Consider the following 18,781-nt stretch of genomic DNA (forward strand, 5'->3'; position numbering starts at 1 on the left):
ACCGAGTCCGGCGGCCGGATGCCAGGCCCGTCCACCACTTTGACCGAACCTGCAAGCAAAACGTCCCGGCGACTGCGAGACTACAACCGTCCAGTGGGTGACAGTCCGCAGTCGAATGGTCACCCATCAGCATGCACGGTATGACGCGAGAGGTGGCCACATGCCCGAGACGCCCAGGATCGACGTCGAGATCTCCGGTAGGCAGGCGACACCGACAGACACCCAGCGCGCGGCCCTCTCGGCCGCGTTGGCAAAAGCCCCGCCTCTCGGCATGCGCCTGGACGCGGCCGGCGAGGCGCGGCGCCCGAACGAGGTGTGGGAGCTCGTCTCCCCGCACGCCCACATGGGACGCAAGGCGACCGGCACCGCGGTCGTCCACTACGCCCCCGGGCATCGCACGCTGACGCGGCCGTTCATCTTCGCCGACGGCTTCAACTACGGCCGCAGCGACCTGAAGGGGCTCTGGCAGCACTTCAACCGCGTCTACCAGGAGGGCACGCCGGGCTTCCTGGACCAGCTCCACGCGCTGGGCATCGACGTGATCCTGCTCGGCTTCGACGTGCGGCACAATCACATCCAGGCGAACGCCGGGGTCGCGGTCTCGTGTATCAGGCGCGCGATCCGCGAACGCGTCGGACAGGCACCGCTGATCGTCGGCGGCGTCAGCATGGGCGGTATGGTCACGCGCTTCGCGTTGGCCCGGATGGAGAGGGACGAGGACGAGCACGAGACCGGCACCTACCTGTCGTACGACACGCCGCACCTCGGGGCCTGGACGCCGCTGTCGCTCCAGCAGATGGCGTTCCAGTTCGAGCCGATCCTGCCCGAGCCGCCCGAGGGCCAGGCCAAGCAGGCCGAGCTGCTGCGCAGTGCCGCAGCGCGGCAGTTGCTCTGGGGCTCGGTGCCGGAGGCCGCGTACTCCGGTCCGGTGAGCGAGGCGGACCTGCGCCTGGACCTGATCCGCGAGCTGGACGACCTCCGCGGGTTCCCCGTGCGGCCGATCAAGCTCGGGGTCGCCAACGGTGCGGGCGACGGCACCCCCGGGAAACTCCCGCCCGGCGAGCCGGCGTTCGCGTGGGAGATGGAGGGCATCGCCAAGGCGGTCGCGTACGTCCAGCCGGATGGCGGTACGCGGCGACGGGTCAGCGAGATGAGCCTCCTCGGCCCCGTGCTGACAGGAGCGACCTCGGACGTCCCGGCATTCGACGGCGCGCCCGGCGGCACGCTGCTGACCTACGGTGCGATCGCGGACCAGTTGGGGGCGCCGATCGAAGACGGCAGCCGTTTCAGCGGATTCGTGCCGACGGTGAGCGCAATCGCCCTGGACAAGGACCCGGTCATCTGGACCGAAGACCTCTACCGCCCGGCCATCGAAATCACCACCGACGACGTCTGGCTGGACGACTTCCGATGCGCCAGGACCAACACCGAACACGGTTCGGTGCAGCGGGAACTCGTCGAGTGGATCGTCGAGAAGCTCGCGAAGTAACAGCGCAGTAGCGGCCGGCACAACAAGGAGGACCCGCTGGTGGGCGGCCGACGGATCGTCGGTCGCCCACCAGCCGCCCACCGCGACCTCCGCCGCCTTCGGTGGCGGTCATGTCGGCGTCGACGAGGGCGCGCCGCGAGTACGCGCGCGTTCCCGACGCCGCCTCCGGGGGGATGAACGCGGAGGCGCCGGGCAGGCCGAGTGCGGCCATGTCCTCGGGGAGATCATCCGTGCGGCCTGTTTGATCTCGCCGGCGGCCGATTTCGCCGCCTCGGTGTGCCGTTCCTTGAGTCCTCGGGCCTCGCGGTGTATCCGGTCGACGGCGGCTTCGGCGGCGTCGATCCGTGTCTTGGCCTGTCGGAAGCGTTCCTGTCGGGCGTCGTCAGCTGGACGCGGTACGGCTCGGGCCGGGCGAGGACGTCGCCGCCGCGACCGCCGCCCGGGTCCGCGTGGTTGTCGAACGCCTGGTCGCCGCTGGGCAGTGCGGACCGAAGGTTCCGGACGTGTTGATCGTGCTGGACGCCGGCTACGACGTCCCTCGCATCGCTCTCGTCCTTGCGGGACTTTTGGTTGAGGTGCTCGGCCGCATGCGCTCCGACCGGGTACCGCGGCGGCCCACGCCACCCGGGATCTACGACCGGCAAGGCGGCCGACCGCCCGAGCACGGCGCCGAGTTCGTCTTCGGGCAGCCCACGACGTGGGGCGATCCGTAGGGCCGTGACGACAACCGAGACCACCCGCATCGGCACCGCAGTCGCCACCGCGTGGGACCGACTCCACCCCCCCGGCTGACCCGACGCAGCGCGTGGGAAGGATTCGACGGCGAGTTGCCGATGATCTCCGGGACGGCCGTCCGACTCCAGGTCGCTCACCTGCCCAGTGGCGGCGAGGCCGAGCCGGTCCGGCCATGGTGGTCCAAGACCGACGCGACCGACGCCGACGTCGACCGCTGTCGGCAGTCGTTCCTGCGAGCAGACCGAGTGTGCAGCACGCAACTCGGCCCGGCAGGTCCGCGAAAAGGGCATCCGGGTCGATGCCGAAGCCGAACTCGATCCCCGACTCGGCCGGGAACAGGGTCGTATCAACGACGGAGCCATCGCGGATGACCTTGGCCCACCAGCCGCCGTCTGCGTCCAGGGCGAGCACCAGGCCGTAGCCCTTGGCTGTGGGCTCGACTCCCACGCTCGCGCATGCCGCCCCGTAGCTCTCCGCCATGTGGGCGGAACGCAACGGCGGGTAGGCAACGGTCTTGTCAGCGGGCACAGTTCGACCCGGGCAGGAATCGGACTCTGTAGCCGTGTCTATGGGCGTTCGTCGGGGCGCGACAGCCGCACTCCGGTATCGGCGACGTAGCAGGCCACTTCCCGCCTGCCGGTGTCCCACCGTGCCCGGTCCGGGAGCAGGTAGCGAACGCCCGCCTCGTTGACCGGCGTTCCGGACGAGGGCAAAAAGCCCGCGAGCAGCCTCTCGCAGCGAGGGCCGGCCACGGGGTCCAGGCCCGGGGCGCCGGGATAGGGGGCCTGGGAGTCGATGGTGAAGACGGCGTAGATCTCGCCGATGTGAACGCGGGTGCAGGGCACGACGCCGACGGCGTCGAAGCCGGCCGGGCGAACCGCTCCATCGGTCACGAAGCAGTCGCCTTTGCGGAGCGCGGCGCCGAACTCGGCGGGCTGCCGGGGCGGGTCGTCGTCCCGGGCGAGACCGAAGACGAGAAGGACGAAGAACGCGATCAGCCACGCCCCGTTGATCACGATCGCGACCGCGGCGGTCCACCTGCCGCGTTCGCCGCTGCGTCGGATGCGTTGCAGCCCGACGATCCCCAGGACCATGCCCACGGGGACGACCGGGCAGAAGAAGGCTGCCACCGGGGCGAGGGCGGCCAGAAGGTCGTAGGGCGGTTTCACCGCGGCGGGCCCGGCATCGGGTAAGGAGGAGGGCGGTATCGGCGGGGTGGCCTCGTGCTGCGGGTGCCGGGTCACGTCGGTTCCTCCGAGGGTCGGGCACATGAAAACGCGTACTGTATCGGCCCGCGCACGCCCGCCTGCGGCGTCGATATCGCGCGATGTCGAATGCGGTTGCGTCGGTGGTGTCCCGGCGTCGAGGACCGCGGCGGGCGCGACACGGCATCGGTGGTCCGGCCGTGACGCGCCGTCAGGTTCTCGATGCCGCCGCGTCCGCACGCCGGACACCCCACTGTCGAGCGCCCGTTGCGGACATCGATCCACACCACGTCGCCCACGACGCGGAAGCCGTCCACGACGAGGTCCTCGACGTCCGGCCACACCAACTCCCGGAATCCGCAGGCGTTCACCACACCGACGACGCTCGACTACCCGCTGGGCTCGGCCGACGACTTGTTCCAAAGTGACCATCACGAAATATGCGTCACAACTTGGAAGATCCCCAGGGCTGCTGATGCCACTTGATTGACGGAGCAACAAGGGCGCGGATTCGCCCGCCAGTTGAGGGGATCGGCAGCTCCTCCCCGTCGGGGGCGCTGCGCGTCGCCGCGCGATGGGCTGCGCCCACCCTTGACTGTTCGTCACAGCCCAAGTGCGGCTTGCCGTCGCGCGAATCCGGGGTCGCGGCGTTCCGGGTGGCTGTGTCACCGTCTGTGAGAGTCGTTTCGCGGTGAGTGCGGGAGTCACCGGTCTTGCTGAAGCTAGATCAATGTCAGTGTGAATTGATGTCACTCGTCCGCTCGTTGGCTTGGAAGACGGTCTCGGGGACCCGATGCCGGCCGGATCAGGCGCCGACGACGAGGGCGGTGCTGCGGGCCTCGGCCCGCAGCACCGCCCCGCCTCATGCCGTAGACCGTCAGGCGGCCGGGGCCAGCTCGGCGGCGTGGTCGACCGCCCACTGCGCGAGCGTGCGGCCCTTCTTCCCGGTCACCTGCTCGAACGTGGGTGAGACCGACGGGGGTTCCTCGGCGTATTCGGCCTGGTAGCCCAGGATGAACTCGGCGATCTCCGCCGGGAATCCGGCCTCGAGGTAGGCGCGGCGGGCCTGACCGTACGTCAGTCCCTCGAACGCGATCGCGCGGCCGAGCCCGGCGCCGATCGCCTGCGCCTGCTCCCGGTGGGTGAGGGCCTCCGGCCCGGTCAGGTCGTACGCCCGGCCCGCGTGGCCGTCCCGCGTCAGGGCGATCGCTGCGACGTCGGCGATGTCGGCCTCGTGGATCGGCACGCCGATGCCGTCGGGGTAGGCGTTGCGGACCATGCTCTCGTTGCGGATGGACGCGCCCCAGACGTCGAGCTTGTTGACGGCGAACTCGCCCGGCCGCACGTGGGTCCAGGCCACCTGGCACTTCTCGACGACCTGTTCCACCGCGTGGAGCGTGTCGTAGTGGCCGCCTCGTCCGGTCGTGACGGCAGAGCTGGTCAGGGTCACGATCCGGGCGACCCCGGCCGCCACGGCACGGCCGACCAAGGCTTGCGCCAGGTCGGCCGCGTGCGCCGGGTCGAAGATGCCCGCGATGAGGAACACGCTCCGCACCCCGTCGAACGCCAGGGCGCCCGAACGGTTCAGGTCGCCTTTGACGACGTCGACGCCCTTGGGCAGCCCGGCGGTCTCCGGAGTGCGGGTGAGCGCCCGGACGGGCCGTCCGGCCGCGACGAGCCGAGCGACCACGTGCCTGCCCACGGTGCCGGTCGCTCCGGTCACGAGGATGGTCATGAAGAACCCCTGTTTGTGGGAAACGAACGATGGATGCGGGCCCGCTGCCGAGGACGGTAGGACAAGTCCGGAAGCCCTCGCACATGGGAACGTTCCCGCAGCGGCCTGGGCAGCCGATCCGCGCGCCGACGTCATGACCGACGATCCGGCGGCCGGGCATCTGCCTCCGTCGCGACGGAGGCCGCTCCCCTGGTCCGCCGTTCCCGGGTGGGGAACTTCAGCGAGCAGGTCTGGCCGGGCCATGCCGTGCAGGCCGGACAACGGCGCGCGCATGGCCCGGCACTCCGGTCCCGACGCCGTCGAACAGACCCACGCCGACTTCGCCCACCAAGCCGACGGCGACGACATCCCCCGGCCCGTCCGGGCGCGCATCGCGCGCCCGGACGAGGTGCCAACACCCGAGGAACTCGACCTTCGTCAACGCCTGATCGCACAACGAGCGGAGCCGTCGACGACCGGGGACCGACCGCACCCTTGACGGTGGTCCCGGGCTCCCCGGGCAAGAAGGATCCGCCTCACACCCGGGGCGGACCCCTTCGCGTGCAGGCCGACGCGAGGAAGCGAGCCTTCGCCAAAGCCGAACTGCACGCGTTCTTCGCCCATTGCGACGACGAGGTCGCCCGCATCAGGGCATTCGGCCGCAAGGGTTGGCTGCCCGCCTTTCGCGACGCGACCCTCTTCCGCACCCGCGCCCTGCGCAGGCACCTGGACGGCACCGTCGCAGCCGCCCTGGAGAGCCGGAAGGGGAGCCGGGCATGAAACGCAAGGTCGACTACGCATGGAACCTGCGCGAGGTACTGGCCGCGCACGGCAAGGTCACCACCACCGAACCGGTGCCGTTGTTGCGTAACCGCGGGATCGAACTGTCCGAACACCGCGACGAACCAGGACTCGACGTGGCTGTTCCCCTGCCGCCGAGCCGGACAGCCGATGCACCCCGACGTGCTCGCGGGACTCATCAACGACATCGGCGTTCCCACCACCGTCGGAACCACAGCCGCAATCCGACAACACGTTCTGGAAATGCCCGCACCCGTCGTTGCCGAGGCCCTCGGCTACCACCGAGTCATCACGGCCAAGCTCGCCTCCGAAGCCGGAAGCACCTGGAGCCGATACGCCCCAGGAGAGCACCGGCGGTCACCACCCGGCTGGAACCCGCAGAGAACTGGCGACAGTTGAATACGCGAGCCCACCAGTACCGAGGCCGGGCTAGCACGGCGTGGTCGTCGCCCCGAGGGCAGTCACCGCCTGCCGCGGCGGGGCCGGCGCCCACCCGAGAGCGGCGCGATGTGGTCGGCGATGGTGCGCAGGATGCGCGCGCTGTAATCGACGCCGAGTTGGCTCGGCAGCGTGAGCATCAGGGTGTCGGCCTCTTGGACGGCCTCGTCGCGGGTGAGGTCTGCCGCGATGGCGTCGGGGGCTCCGACGTGGGTGCGGCCGGCCAGCGACCGCAAATGGCCGAGTGAGCCGGCTTGTTCACCGCGACCGCGCTCACCGAAGTACACGCGGTCGATGTCCTCGGTGACGGGCAGCACGGTCCGGGCCACCGAAACGCGTGGTGGGTGCGCCTGCCCCGATTGAGCATAGGCGGCACGGTAGGCGCGGATCTGTTCGGCCTGCAACTGCTCGAACGGAACCCCGGTGTTCTCGATCAGCACCGTCGACGACTGCAGATTCATACCGAGTCTCCCCGCCCAGGAAGCGGTGGCACTGCTGCCGGATCCCCACCAGATGCGCTCACGCAGGCCGGAGGACTGGGGCTGGATTACGGCCGCTGCCCCGTATCTCGACCCGTCGCCCCCGGCGGCGACCGGTCTGCCGTCGATCGCTGAGAGGAACTGCTCAGTCTTGCGGCGGGCCATGTCCGCCTCGCTCTCTCTCCCTCGGCGGGCACGTAGCCGAAGGCACGCGGCCCATCGGAGACGCTGTCCGGGGCTCCCCGGCTGATGCCGAGTTGGAGGCGTCCGCCGCTGATGAGATCGGTGGCTGCCGCCTCTTCGGCCATGTAGAGCGAGTTCTCGTAGCGAATGTTGATGACGCCGGTGCCGATCTCGATCCGCCGGGTGCGAGCGGCTATGGCGGCCGGCAGCGGGAACGGGGAAGCAAGTTGGCGCTGCCAGTGATGGATCCGGACGTACGCGCCGTCGATGCCGATGTCCTCTGCGGCCTGGGCCAGGTCGATCGTCTGCAGGAGGGCATCGGCCGCGGTGCGGGTGTGGGAGCCGGGCTCGTCTCGCCAGTGGCCGAAGGTGAGAAATGCGATCTTCTTACGTGGTGCGGTCATGCCGGTCGGTCCCGTCAGGGTGCGTGCTTGCGCAGGGGTTTGACCCAGCGGTAGCTGCCGGGCTTGCGTCGTTCGGTGCGCAGGGCGCTGAGGGTGTAGCGGTTGATCCGGTTCTTGACGCGGGCTGCCAGGCGGCCGGTGAGGACCGGGCCGTGGGGTGTGTCGTTGGCGCGGGTGGGCTGCATGACCGCGTCGTTGCGGCCGAGGCTGGGGGCTGAGGGCCTGGCCGACGAACCGGAAGCGGAACGGTTCGGGTTCTCGGCCCCGGTGGAGCGCCTCGATGCACTCGGCGGCGTGCGCCCGAGAGCATCGCGGTGGCAACGGCCATCCGCAGCGTCCCTGCCCCGGCCGTGGTGAGGGCTGCCGCATCCCCGACGACGAACACGTCGAGGTGCGAGAGAGCGCAGCGTCGAGTCGACGAGTGCGCGGCCGCGGCGTCCCTGTGAGGGGAGTTGCTTCGGTGGTCACTTGGATTCCAGCCGTCCCAGCGGGTGGGCCTCGGCGAGTACGGCCTGGGCCGTCTTCCAGTCGGTGTCCTCAATGCCGGTGACGTGGCGCAGGTAGGCGAGGGTGACCTGCTGGACGAGCGCGACGCGGCCGGGGTCCTCGTCGGTGGTCTCGGCTACCTCGTAGCCGGAGATGCCGCCGAGCATGTGCCGGCCGCCGTGGACGGTGAGCAGGCTCTTGCGGCTGAGGCTGAGGGTGTAGGGGTCGGCTGTCCAGGCCGGTCCCCGGGTGGAGAGCATGGGGAGGTGGTCGTCATCTCCGGCGACGACCAGTCCGGGGGCGGTGATGTGGGAGAAGTCCTGGTCGCGCAGCCACGGTACGTTCTCGTAGGCGAACGGGGTCAGTTCGTCCCCGCCCTTGCCGGCGGTCGCCAACTGGATGGTGGCCATGATTCGGGGATCGGACAGGTCCTCGACGACGCCGGTCTGCGGGTCCTTTACGCGCAGACCTACGAGGATGCCCGCGGTCTGGCCGCCGAAGGAGTGCCCGGCCGCGACGATGCGGCTGCGGTCGACCCGGTCGGCCAGGCCGGGCACGGACGCCTCCAGGGTGTCGAGCTCATCCAGGATGCGCTTCGCTCCTCGCCCGCCTCGCCGTGGAGCGTGCTCACATCGATCAGCACATCGCTGACCTCACGCACACCCGGGACCGGCTCGACTCGGTCATTGCCGACGCTTCCGCCAATATGGAATCCGGCGTGCCCTGCCGGGCGAACACCCCTGTGTAGCGGCAGGTGTGTCGCCTGGCCACCCCGGCAATGCCGATCTGCTGACGTTGGGCGAAGACCGCCTGCTGGGTGCGGGTGAGAGCGGGGCCGTCATCCGGCGGCAGGGCCAGGCGGAGGGCGCATTGTGCGACCTCGGCCGGGTCACCGCCGGGCAGCGGCGGCCCGGGAGTTGAGATCGGTGGCCCGCAGGCCGGGGGCGAGCGCGTTGACCTTGACGCCGTCCTCGGCCGGCGTTGTTGACCAGCACATCCAGGCGGTCCACCCGATCCCCTCGTTGGCACCGGTGACCAAAGCTGTGCGTTCGTTCATCGCAACCACGCTTCCCTGGTCGTGGCCGCCCTGCCAGGGACAGCCTGGACCAGGCGGTGGGAGGAGGCGGCATGGCGCGGCAGGAGCCGGCCCACTACCGGGCCGCGGACCGCTACCCGCACGATCCGCGGCCGGCCGCCCTGCCAGCCGAACTGCACGCCGGCAGTGAGGAGTTCCGGCAGATCCGGCAGGCGCGTCCGGTCCACCGCTGCCGGGCACCGACACCAAGACCCTGGACCATCCGGAGGCCGGTGCGCTGCGGTTGAACTGTTCCGAGTTCGAGGAGACGGCGGTCAAGTCGGACCCGCTGCTGATACTCACCGGGGCCGAGTTCCCCGGCCGTTGCGAGGCGTCGGAGCGGAGCCGGAGCGGCGGTGCGGCCCGGGCTCAGTGGCGATCGGACTCAGTGAGCGGACCGTCGGCCGCGGCCGGTGCCGGTGCGGCCCCGCTGCGGGCGCCCTGCTTCAGCAGCTCGGCGGGGCCCAATTCCCGGTAGCGGCCGACAAGTTGACCGAGCAGCCGCTCCGTCTCCGGGTCGTCGGGCGTATAGATCCACATCTTGGTGTCGGGGTCGGAGGCCATCGCGAAACCGGTCGCGATCACGCTCAGCTCGTCGCCGTCGACGGTCCAAAACGACTTGCGCCGGGTGACGGACGAGGCGACCTCGTGTCTGGCCCAGATCTCGGCGAAGCGCCCACTCGCCTCGGAGAGCCGCCGGATGAACCCCGTCCAGTGCGGATCGCCCAGGCGGCGGCCGGACTCGGTCCGCAACTGGGCGACCATGAACGAGATCTCGCGATCCCACTCGACGAGCGGCTGCAGATGCTCCTCGGCAGTGAACAGGTGCCACAGCACATTGCGGTCCGCCGGCGGCAACAGTGCGAGACCCGGATCGAGCGCCGCGTACGCGTCGTTGAAGGCGAGCACGTCGTAGCGGGCGGTCACGATGCTCGCCGGAAGCGGGGTCAGGGCATCGAGGATGGTCTGGTGCTCCGGTGGCCGGTCCCGGCCCTCCGACGTGGCGAGGGGCACGCCGGGGATGTTCGCGAGCCGGTGGAGATGGTCGCGCTCGGTCCGGTCCAGCCGCAGCGTCCGGGCGATCGCGTCGAGCACCTGGACGCTGGGGTTGATCTCCCGGCCCTGTTCCAGCCAGGTGTACCAGGCGACTCCGATGCCGGAGAGCTGGGCGACCTCCTCGCGGCGCAGTCCGGGCGTACGCCGCCGGGCGCCGCGCGAGATGCCCGCGTCCTCCGGGGTGATGCGCTCGCGGCGGAGTCGGAGGAATGCGCCCAGTTCGGAGCGCCGCTGGGCCTTGGGGTCGTCGGGCATCACCATCCCAGTGTGCGGGACGACCGCAGGGCGCAGCCGGATACCCCCGGTACCGGGACAACCGGGTACCTGGTACCCGGATGCGACGACCACGATCATCGCCGTCATGAGTGAGACGACACAGAACCCGGCCGTTGCGGCCCCGCCCGGAGAGACCGCGCCACAGACCTCGACGCAGGCGCAGGACCCCGCCGCGCACCAACGCCGGAACAACCGCGTGCTGGTCGTCATGCTGGGCGCGGTCTTCATGGCCCTGCTCGACTCGACCATCGTCAACGTCGCGACGCCGACCATCCGCACCGACCTCGGCACCACAGGCTCGGCGCTGCAGCTCATCGTCTCCGGCTACACGATCGCGTACGCCACGCTGTTGGTGACCGGCGCCCGCCTCGGCGCGCGCAACGGCTTCCGGACCATGTTCCTGTTCGGGCTCATCACCTTCACCGCGGCCTCGCTCGCCTGTGGTCTGGCACCCGACTCGGCGACCCTCATCTGCGCACGCGTCGTGCAGGGCATCGGCGCGGCGATGCTGATGCCACAGATCTACAGCCTGATCCAGCTGAGGTTCGAAGGGGCCGCGCGGGCCCGGGCACTGAGCCTGTACGCGGCCGTCATCGGGCTCGGCGTCGTGGTCGGCCAGGTCGCCGGCGGCCTCCTGGTCAGCGCGGACCTCTTCGGCACCGGCTGGCGTCCGGTGTTCCTGGTCAATGTCCCGGTCGGTGTGGTGCTGGCGATCGCCGGGCTGCGGCTGCTGCCGCGGGGCAAGCCCCCGAAGCCCAAGGGCCTGGACATCCCCGGTCTGATCACGCTGACCGCCGCACTGCTGCTGCTGGTTGTGCCGCTCGTGATGGGCCACGAGCGGAACTGGCCGCTGTGGATGAGGATCTCCCTGGTCGCCTCGGTCCCCATGCTCGTGGTGTTCACCCTCGTCGAGCGTGCGGTCGCGCGCCGCGGCGGAGCACCGCTGGTGCCGGGCCGGGTGCTGAAGACGCCCGGCCTGGTGTCCGGAGCGTCCGCGAACTTCTTCGCGATGGCCGGGTACGCGGGATTCCTCTTCGCCTTCTCGCAGCACATGCAGTCGGGGCTCGGCGAGTCGGCGACCCGGACCGGACTGACATTCGCGCCGCTCGCCTTCGGCGTCGCGACCGGCAGCCTCACCTGGCAGAAGGTGCCCGAGCGGCTGCACCGGCCAATGATCGTCACCGCGTGCGTGGTCGCCGCGGTCGGGTATGTGGGCATCGGCTTCGACATGCGCTCCGGCGGACACGGCGGCCTTGCGCTCCCGGCCCTGCAACTGGTCGTCGGCATCGGGATGGGGTACATCACCAGCCCACTGCTCACCGTGGCGCTGGCCCGGGTCGAGCCGGCCGACGCGGCGGACGCGAGTGGCGTGATGACGACCGCGGCCCAGATCGCGCAGGTCCTCGGCGTCGCGGCTTACGGCAGCGTGTACCTCGGCGCGGCCGACAGCCACGCGGCCGACTCCTCGGCGAACGCCATCTTCGTGACCGCGCTGCTCGTTACGGCCGGGGCCCTGCTCAGCTCGCTGGCGGCACTGAAGCTGCCGCGCAAGCAGCAGACCTGACCACCACCTACTGGAGAACGAGGTCCCCATGGCAGTCGCCGGTCTTGTGACCGCACGCATCCAGGTCGGCGGTTCACCCGGCACCGATCCGTAGACGTACTAGTCGGGCACCAACTTCTGGGCTGGATAGGCGAGTTGACCGAACCCAAGGTCGACCGGGAGGGCTCGCCGGGCGACGGCGGGCCGCAGACCTGACCACGGCGCTGCTCCTCCGCTTCGGGGTGCGCTTCCCACACCGGGCGAGCCATATCGACCCGACCTGCGTCCCGCGGCGCCCGCCCGGTGCCGTGGCCGACGTCAGGGTCGCTCAGCGTCTCGGAAGGCCCAGCCCGTACAGGTTCAGCATGCAGTCGCTCCTGTTCAGCCACGCCATGTAGCGCAGATCGTCCAGGTGCACGTCTTGCGCACGCAAGGTGTCCACCAGCATCCGGGCCGCAGGCACCGTGTCCCGGGGTTGGGGGTGCGGGAAATCGAGTACGTGAAATTCGACCTCGGGGCCGGGCCGCCAACCCAGTCCCGCGAGCGTAGGCGGGCTCAGTACCGCGGTGCTCGCCTCAAGGCGCAGCAGCCGAGCGTTGCAGATCAACTGCACCACGTGTGGCTTGTCCTCGTCCGTGTTTGGCCGCATCACCAGGACGAGTTCGTCGTCCAGTCGGCCCATGTCCTTCACCACCGCCGCGAGCGTCTCTTCCAGCCACAGGCCGAACTCATCCCAGGTCTGGGCCTGGCGGCCGCCCGGCATGAACGCGTCCTCCATTCCCGCATGGCCGTACCCGTAGGCCTGCCACACCCCGAGCTCGGAGACCGCGTCGTCGCGTTCGCTCCACCTGGAGACCTGGTACTCGTGGTTCTCGACCACCGCCGCGGACAACAGCGCCAACCGCACCGCTCCCCTGTCCCACTCGAGCTCCAGGAGGGTCTCCTCGCGGCGCCAGCGCACCACCGGCCCGGGCCCGCGTCGGATCGGCGCCGGCCCGATGCATGCCTCGACCGCCTCCCTGCTCGCCTCGAACGCCGCTTCCAGAACGGCCTCGTCCTCGGTACGTGCCAACTCGCACTCCAGCAGGGTGAAGCAGCCTTCGCGCGGCGAACCGTGGACATGACCTCGGTAGGCGAAGGTCCGCCCGCCCGGCAACGGCCCGTCGAACGTCAGCTCCGTGTCGTCCTCGGAGCGAAGCCTCCACCCCAGGCCGGCGGTCGCGCGCTCCACCGCGCTCCGGTCCCACTCCCCCATGCCCAAGGCCTGGAACCGGGGGACCAGGTCATCGATCTCGGCATCGGTCAGTCTGATGGTCATGGCCGAAGATGCTATCGACGGCCACCGACGCCTCGGGAGCCTCTCCGATCCGCCGCAACCTCGCCGACAACGACCCCGACACCCACCAAGAGACCGTCACGGTTCGGAACACACGAGCAGGCCGCGGTTCGTGCGGCCACGGCAACTCGCCCGTCGACGGTCCGCGCGCGAACGTCACGCGCTTCCGGTGGTTTGTCGACGGCGGCTCTGATCAGCAGTATGTCGTGAAGTAGCGGTATTCGAGGGCCCGTTCGGGGGGCGTCATGACCGCTCGTGTACCGTGTCCGCCCGCGCCGGGGCCGTTGGAGGGGTACGCGGCCCGGCTCGGTGACACGGCGGAGGCAGGCCGGGACGCCCGGCGCGCGAAATCCGGCGGTTGGGTCCGCAAAAGGGGTGCACCCGCACCGCTCCGAGGCCATGATCGACCTCAAGAGCAGACGCGGGCGATTCAGGACATCACGTCCTTGATCCACTGGAGGATCGCCGCGTTGGTCGTGGGCGCGTCCTTGTGCAGCTGCACGTCGTGGCCGCTGTCAGGCACAACGATGGCCTCGAGGTCGACCTTGTCGGAGTAGTACGGCCGCTCGTTGGCCAGCATCGACTCGGGGGTGCAGGTGCCGGGGGTGCAGTATCGGTCCTTGTCACCGACGACCAGGAGGGTCGGCACCTTGATCGAGCGGGAGGGGGACTGTGCCGGAGGAAGGCTCGTGCCGTCCGAGTCCGCCGCGGTGCTCACGTCCTTGAGGCGTTCGTCCGCCTTGATGACGGCCGGGTCGGTGTTGGGGGCGTAGTAGAAGAACCGCCGCATGCCGGCGTTCGTCGTCAGGTAGCCGGGGTCGTTGATCCTGCCGTGGAACTTCGGGTCGTCCATGGCCTTGATCTCAAACGGGACGTCCCCTCCAGGCCCCTCGTCCGACGGCTCCTCGTCGCGGACGACGTGGCTCATGCTGGTGAGCACGAAGGCGTCGATGTCGTCGATGTACGTCTTGGCCTGGTCCCAGGCCATGGACGAGCCCAGCGAGTGGCCGACCCACACCACCTTGTCGAACGCGCGGTCCTTGATCTGCCCCGCACGCAGCTTGGTGATCACTTGGTGGATGGCCTCGGTCCCGGAGTCGAGGGTGTAACGCGAACTGGGCGGCAGGGTGCTCTTGCCCGTGGCGAGCCGGTCGATGTTGAACGTGGAGAAGCCGTCGTCGAGGGCCTTGGAGACGTACGAGTAGCGGGAAGACTTTACCGGCATGTCGTAGTAGCTGTGGTTGTAGGTGGAGCCCGGCACGAGCAGCTGAACGGTCTTGCTCGTCTTGCCGCCGTTTCGCGGCTGACACAGCTCTCCGTATATGTGGGCACTGCCTATCTTCCTGACCGTTACCGGGACCTGCACCTCGTAACAGCGGGCGTCAGGGTGCCTGCTCTGTACTGCGCTTGTGGCGGACGCGGTGTCGGCTTGCGCGGGGGGTTCCGCCTGTGCGGAAGCGATAGCCGGCACGGCGAGCCCGGCCGTGGCGATCGCAGCCACGGAAGCGACCATCACCTTGGCTTTCGTTGACATGGTGCGACGCTGACGTGTGGTCATGTTCATCTCCAAAGGGCCGAAGAGGGGGCGCCGGCGCGGGGACGGGGGCCGTAGCCGGCCGCCGCTGGGGCGCGCGATGAGGAGGGGCCGGCCGTGCGGGAACGGTCCGGGGCCGCTCAGGGCTTGGTGCCCGCGGCGAAGGTGGTGGCCTTGCCGACTCTCCCCCGCGCTGCGGGCAACACGTGGTGCGCGAATGGGAGCCTGCCGTTGGGGAGTTGCCCAGCGTGCGTCGGCCTCAGAACGCCGTCCAGGTTTACGTGCGGGAGTGGATGACCCCGGATCACAGCGACGGCATCGGATACCCGAGACGGCCATGGCCCAAAGCTGGGCGGAAGCAGCCGTCTCGGGCAGAGGCGACTGTCATCAGGCGGTGCGCTCAGAACATGACTTTCTCCTTGCCCTCTCCGACCGTCATGGAACGGCGGTCTGTGGTGTGTTGCTACGGCCGGGTCCCCGGGTACGAGCTCGGCGACGGCCCGCCGCAGCGGCGGCTCCCGCCGCGGTTTCGCGCAGCGGTCTGTCCAGCCGGAGCGGGCCCGAACCAACGAGTCGCGGCCTGCTGGAACGCCTCACGGTCGGGGGCGTGATCGTCTGCCCAGGCCACGACGCCGTCCGGGCGGATGAGCAGGGCGCTGAATCCGAGGTCGTTGCGTGCCGTGCCGGCCGCGTACTGGATCCGGCCCTCCCAGCTCTTGGTCGCATGCCGCAGCGCGTGGTCGCCGCTGAAGTCGAGGACCACGCCCCGGCCCTGGCGCAACAAGTCACCGAGGCGAGTGCCGTCCTCGAAACAGAAGTCAGGGGCGGTACAGCCGACGAGCGGCTGCGCGCTGCCCAGGTCGTAGCGGTTGAACAGCCCGGTCGTCTTCCGGTAGGCGAGGGTCGTTCCGTCCGTGGTGCTCACAAGCTCGTGCACCAGCTGCCGCAGCGCGGGGGCGTTGGGGCCGGGCGCCATGGTGGCCACCTGGGCGCGTGACCAGTCCAGGGTCGCGGCGCCGACGGGGTGGCGCTCACGGGTGTAGGTGTCGAGCAGGCCCTCGGGCGCGTTGCCGTGCGCGGTCGCGGTCGCGGCGAGCTTCCAGCCAAGGTTGGCGGCATCACCGATGCCGAGGTTGAGCCCCTGGCCGCCGAGGGGGGAATGGATGTGCGCGGCGTCGCCGGCAAGCAGCACGCGGCCCTTGCGGTAGGTCGTCACCTGCATCGCACGGTCCGTGAAGCTCGATGCCAGATGAACATCGGTCAGCGTCACGTCGGTATCGGTGATGCGGCGCAGGACCTCCTGGAGGTGCTCGCGGGTCAAAGGCTTGGAGCGGTCGAACGTGCCGCCGTCGAAGTCCATCATGCCCAGGTGCCCCTCGAAGGGCGTACGCAGATACATGCCGTTCGGCGTCAGGTTGAAGCCGAGTGGCAGCTGCTGCGGGTCGGCGAAGGTGACACGCGCGACGTAGCCGGTGAAGAGCGGGTCCGTGCCGACGAAGTCGAAGCCGGCGAGGCCGCGCACCGTGCTGCGTCCGCCGTCGCAGCCCACCAGGTAGCGGGCCTGGTACTCCTGTCCACCCGCCGTGACGGTGATGGACTGGTCGTCCTGCGTCACGGCCGTGACCGGAGCGCCGCGGACGATGTCCACGCCGAGCGCGGTGGCGCGCTCGGCCATGACCGTGCCGACCGCTTCGAGGCTGGTCATGAACCCTTCCATCGCCGGGCTGGGCAGCCGGAACGGGAGGGCGGATACGTCGATGTCGGCCGCGTCCAGGCCCATGCCCGCGAAATGGCTCACGTCACGGGGGGCCGGCGCCTCGATCGCGTCGGCAGCCGCGCCGACCTTGTCCGCGTCGGCGCCCGAAGCGTTGATCACTGCTTCGAGCAGGCCGCGGCGGTAGAACGCCTCGGCCGATCCGGCGCTCAGGCCGCGCAATCCGAGCGGGAGCGTCTTGTACGGCGAGGTGACCTCCTCGTCCCGCTCCAGCACCAGGACGGAACAGCCGCCCAGGGCGAGCTCGGTGGCCAGGAACAAGCCGACCGGGCCGCCGCCTGCTATCACCACGTCGCGCATGAGGGATACCTTTCTGAAAACGCACGCTGGGGACCCGGCCGGACGGGGCGGGTCAACCGAGCCGGGTCAGGCCATCGAGGACGATGGCGATGCCGGCGAGGAACTGCGCGCGATCGTCGTGCTCCCTGATCTGGTCGACGACGGCGTGCATGAACGGGTAGTCCTCGGGAGCGAGGCCCTGCCAGGCCGTCGCTGTCGCTTCGAGAAACTCGGCACGGTCGGGCTGGACGGTCGAGGTGTCACCGTCGATGCGGGCGTTCTGGCTGACGGCTCCGAGGATGTAGTGCACAAGCGTCGAGGCGGCGTCGAACCAGGAAGCCTGTGGCACACCCAGCGCGCCCACCTGCCGGCCGATCCGTTCGAAGATCCCCACCGTCACCGGACCGAGTGGCTTCCGGACGATCTGCAGAGTCAGCCGTGTCGCGAGCCACTGGTGCTCGGCGATCGCGTCGAACAGTGCCAGCGCGACGGTGCGGATCTCGTCCTCGGGCGTGGCCGCGACCCCGGCGGGCTTGGCTGCCAGTGCGGCAGTGACGACCGTTTCCGTTGCCGTGTCCAGCAGTTCGTCACGGCTGCCCACCCGGTAGTAGATCGCCCCGGACCCGGTGGACAGGCGCTCGGTCAGCGCTCGAGTGGTCAGCGCGCTCTCGCCGCCCGCATCGAGCAGCTCGATCGCAGCCTCGATGATCTGCTCCCGGGAGAGCACCTGGTTACGCCGCTGAGGCCGGCGGGTTCTCGTTGCCATGCCGCCACAGTGACACATTTGGAGCGGTGAACCAAATTGGTGCACCGCTCCAACTGGGCGACGGTCTACTTTGGCGTACTTCCGAACGTGCCCAGGCGCTTCTTCGACCGAGGTCAGGTGGCGGACGGAATGGGACGACGTTGTCGGCGGCCGACGCGGGGACAAAACCTGCCGACGTCTCTTCCCGCCGGGTGAGAACCGCGCCGGCCAGGATCGGCGCCCGCACCGGGCAGGCCACCCGAACCGAGCACAACCCCGCCGGCCCGCTCCTTGCACGAAGGGCGGAAGCAGGACCTCGAAACACGCAGAACCCCCACCGCCGAAACCAGACGACAAACCACCACACCACCACACCCGGACACGGTCCGAGCCGACCGACCCACCGGCGAAGCCGCCCCACCCGGCGCGGAACCCGAGCTCCAAATCCGGGGAGGAAACGCCCGGTTAAGATCTCACGGTGAAGATCTGGAGGGAGCGCCCTGCCAGGACCGACGTCGAGGCAGTCGTCCGTCGCTACTTCGGTCTACTCCGAGCCGGGAGGATCTCCGAGGCCGAACAGCTCGTCGATCACACCTCGGTCCGGCATGTGCTCAAGTCGCTGTGGACCGGCTCGGTCCGGGCGAGCGCCGATGAGGACGAGGCGAGCTACAGCCCTGCCGCCGACGACTGGGAACAGGACTCGTCCTGGCTCCGCGAACTCGATCTCGCGGACTTCCACTGGGGCCACGAGGACTCCGGTTGCTACGTCGAGATCACCTACCGCGCGCGGATCATCGAGGTGTCATTGAGCTTTTGGGTCAAGCCCACCGACGCCGGCTGGGTCGTCTCGGGACCGGCCACCCTCTGGTAGTCGGACAAGCGAAAGAGCAGCACGATCCGGGTGCCGGTGCGGCCCCCGCCGACGGGCCGTCACCTGCCGACGATCGGGGCCCGAGCACCCCGCTCCGGTCCCGCGCCGGCCCTGCGACCTGCCGGGGGATTCCGAGGTCCCCGGACGCGACGCGCGGACGGCGCCCTCGACATCGCCATCGCCGCGGAGGACGGCGGGCCGCCCGTCCCGTACACAACCGATCCGAGACGCCCGCCCGTAACCCGCCCGACAGAGAACCGTCCGGTCGTCGCTCAAGCACTCCTCAAGCACAACGAGGCCGCCACACCGCTCGTCGCCAGGCCGCCGGGACTCGGTGCCGACATACCTCAACAGCCTT

General features: G+C 69.9%; 15 protein-coding genes and 3 pseudogenes. 6 read left to right on the forward strand and 12 right to left on the reverse strand.

Translation table 11 applies throughout. The features are described 5' to 3' along the window. Positions 1 to 160 precede the first annotated feature (160 nt). Both A3IC_RS56445 and A3IC_RS73640 read left to right on the forward strand, forming a co-directional pair. Complete coding sequence (locus A3IC_RS56445) at positions 161 to 1,489, forward strand: lipase family protein (protein WP_158696095.1); 1,329 nt, start codon at positions 161 to 163, stop codon at positions 1,487 to 1,489. 344 nt (positions 1,490 to 1,833) lie between these two features. Beyond that, positions 1,834 to 2,202, forward strand: coding sequence for a transposase (locus tag A3IC_RS73640; protein ID WP_079026656.1), 369 nt, complete (start codon positions 1,834 to 1,836; stop codon positions 2,200 to 2,202). Positions 2,203 to 2,790: 588 nt separating this feature from the next. Here the strand turns inward: A3IC_RS73640 and A3IC_RS0124890 are convergent. Both A3IC_RS0124890 and A3IC_RS0124900 read right to left on the reverse strand, forming a co-directional pair. Beyond that, positions 2,791 to 3,468, reverse strand: coding sequence for a DUF4190 domain-containing protein (locus A3IC_RS0124890; RefSeq protein WP_040877157.1), 678 nt, complete (start codon positions 3,466 to 3,468; stop codon positions 2,791 to 2,793). 838 nt (positions 3,469 to 4,306) lie between these two features. Beyond that, positions 4,307 to 5,164, reverse strand: coding sequence for an NAD(P)H-binding protein (locus A3IC_RS0124900; RefSeq protein ID WP_020552775.1), 858 nt, complete (start codon positions 5,162 to 5,164; stop codon positions 4,307 to 4,309). 540 nt (positions 5,165 to 5,704) lie between these two features. Here A3IC_RS0124900 and A3IC_RS70195 point away from each other — a divergent pair. Further along, positions 5,705 to 5,923: a hypothetical protein gene (locus tag A3IC_RS70195; RefSeq protein ID WP_026218700.1), complete on the forward strand. Its 219-nt coding sequence runs from the start codon at positions 5,705 to 5,707 to the stop codon at positions 5,921 to 5,923. Between the two features lie 482 nt (positions 5,924 to 6,405). On the opposite strand, the gene A3IC_RS71320 is transcribed toward A3IC_RS70195, so the two are convergent. The 5 genes and pseudogenes from A3IC_RS71320 to A3IC_RS65265 all read right to left on the reverse strand — a co-directional run. Next, positions 6,406 to 6,843, reverse strand: a complete 438-nt coding sequence (locus A3IC_RS71320) for a hypothetical protein (RefSeq protein WP_020552778.1) — start codon at positions 6,841 to 6,843, stop codon at positions 6,406 to 6,408. A gap of 86 nt (positions 6,844 to 6,929) precedes the next feature. Next, complete coding sequence (locus tag A3IC_RS71325; RefSeq protein ID WP_245599434.1) at positions 6,930 to 7,448, reverse strand: LLM class flavin-dependent oxidoreductase; 519 nt, start codon at positions 7,446 to 7,448, stop codon at positions 6,930 to 6,932. A 14-nt stretch (positions 7,449 to 7,462) separates the two neighbouring features. After that, a complete protein-coding gene (locus A3IC_RS68940; protein ID WP_020552779.1) occupies positions 7,463 to 7,633 on the reverse strand; it encodes a hypothetical protein in 171 nt (56 codons plus the stop codon). Positions 7,634 to 7,912: 279 nt separating this feature from the next. After that, positions 7,913 to 8,530 (reverse strand): annotated as a pseudogene (locus tag A3IC_RS56460) (alpha/beta hydrolase family protein); the annotation flags it as partial. Between the two features lie 235 nt (positions 8,531 to 8,765). Further along, positions 8,766 to 8,910, reverse strand: a pseudogene (locus A3IC_RS65265) (short-chain dehydrogenase); the annotation flags it as partial. 179 nt (positions 8,911 to 9,089) lie between these two features. Here A3IC_RS65265 and A3IC_RS73645 point away from each other — a divergent pair. Further along, positions 9,090 to 9,262, forward strand: a pseudogene (locus A3IC_RS73645) (MmyB family transcriptional regulator); the annotation flags it as partial. A gap of 116 nt (positions 9,263 to 9,378) precedes the next feature. Here A3IC_RS73645 and A3IC_RS0124935 read toward each other — a convergent pair. Next, positions 9,379 to 10,428, reverse strand: coding sequence for a helix-turn-helix transcriptional regulator (locus A3IC_RS0124935; RefSeq protein WP_245599436.1), 1,050 nt, complete (start codon positions 10,426 to 10,428; stop codon positions 9,379 to 9,381). Here A3IC_RS0124935 and A3IC_RS0124940 point away from each other — a divergent pair. Next, positions 10,427 to 11,905: an MFS transporter gene (locus A3IC_RS0124940; protein ID WP_020552785.1), complete on the forward strand. Its 1,479-nt coding sequence runs from the start codon at positions 10,427 to 10,429 to the stop codon at positions 11,903 to 11,905. The two genes, A3IC_RS0124935 and A3IC_RS0124940, sit on opposite strands and share 2 nt — an antisense overlap. A gap of 307 nt (positions 11,906 to 12,212) precedes the next feature. Here the strand turns inward: A3IC_RS0124940 and A3IC_RS0124945 are convergent, their stop codons facing one another. The 4 genes from A3IC_RS0124945 to A3IC_RS0124965 form a co-directional block, all read right to left on the reverse strand. Next, positions 12,213 to 13,202 carry a DUF6301 family protein gene (locus A3IC_RS0124945; protein WP_020552786.1) on the reverse strand — a complete coding sequence of 330 codons (990 nt, stop codon included), beginning with the start codon at positions 13,200 to 13,202 and terminating at the stop codon, positions 12,213 to 12,215. A 448-nt stretch (positions 13,203 to 13,650) separates the two neighbouring features. Continuing rightward, the gene (locus tag A3IC_RS65270; RefSeq protein WP_158696096.1) at positions 13,651 to 14,586 is read right to left on the reverse strand and encodes an alpha/beta fold hydrolase; all 936 of its coding nucleotides are present in this window, start codon (positions 14,584 to 14,586) and stop codon (positions 13,651 to 13,653) included. A 631-nt stretch (positions 14,587 to 15,217) separates the two neighbouring features. Beyond that, positions 15,218 to 16,828, reverse strand: a complete 1,611-nt coding sequence (locus tag A3IC_RS0124960) for an FAD-dependent oxidoreductase (protein WP_020552789.1) — start codon at positions 16,826 to 16,828, stop codon at positions 15,218 to 15,220. 52 nt (positions 16,829 to 16,880) lie between these two features. After that, positions 16,881 to 17,573 carry a TetR/AcrR family transcriptional regulator gene (locus A3IC_RS0124965; protein ID WP_026218701.1) on the reverse strand — a complete coding sequence of 231 codons (693 nt, stop codon included), beginning with the start codon at positions 17,571 to 17,573 and terminating at the stop codon, positions 16,881 to 16,883. 457 nt (positions 17,574 to 18,030) lie between these two features. Between A3IC_RS0124965 and A3IC_RS0124970 the strand changes: the two genes are divergently transcribed. Then, positions 18,031 to 18,423 carry a hypothetical protein gene (locus A3IC_RS0124970; RefSeq protein WP_026218702.1) on the forward strand — a complete coding sequence of 131 codons (393 nt, stop codon included), beginning with the start codon at positions 18,031 to 18,033 and terminating at the stop codon, positions 18,421 to 18,423. The last annotated feature ends 358 nt before the right edge of the window (positions 18,424 to 18,781 follow it).

The sequence above is a fragment of the Embleya scabrispora DSM 41855 genome (assembly GCF_000372745.1).
In the GTDB taxonomy this organism is placed as follows: Bacteria; Actinomycetota; Actinomycetes; order Streptomycetales; family Streptomycetaceae; genus Embleya; species Embleya scabrispora.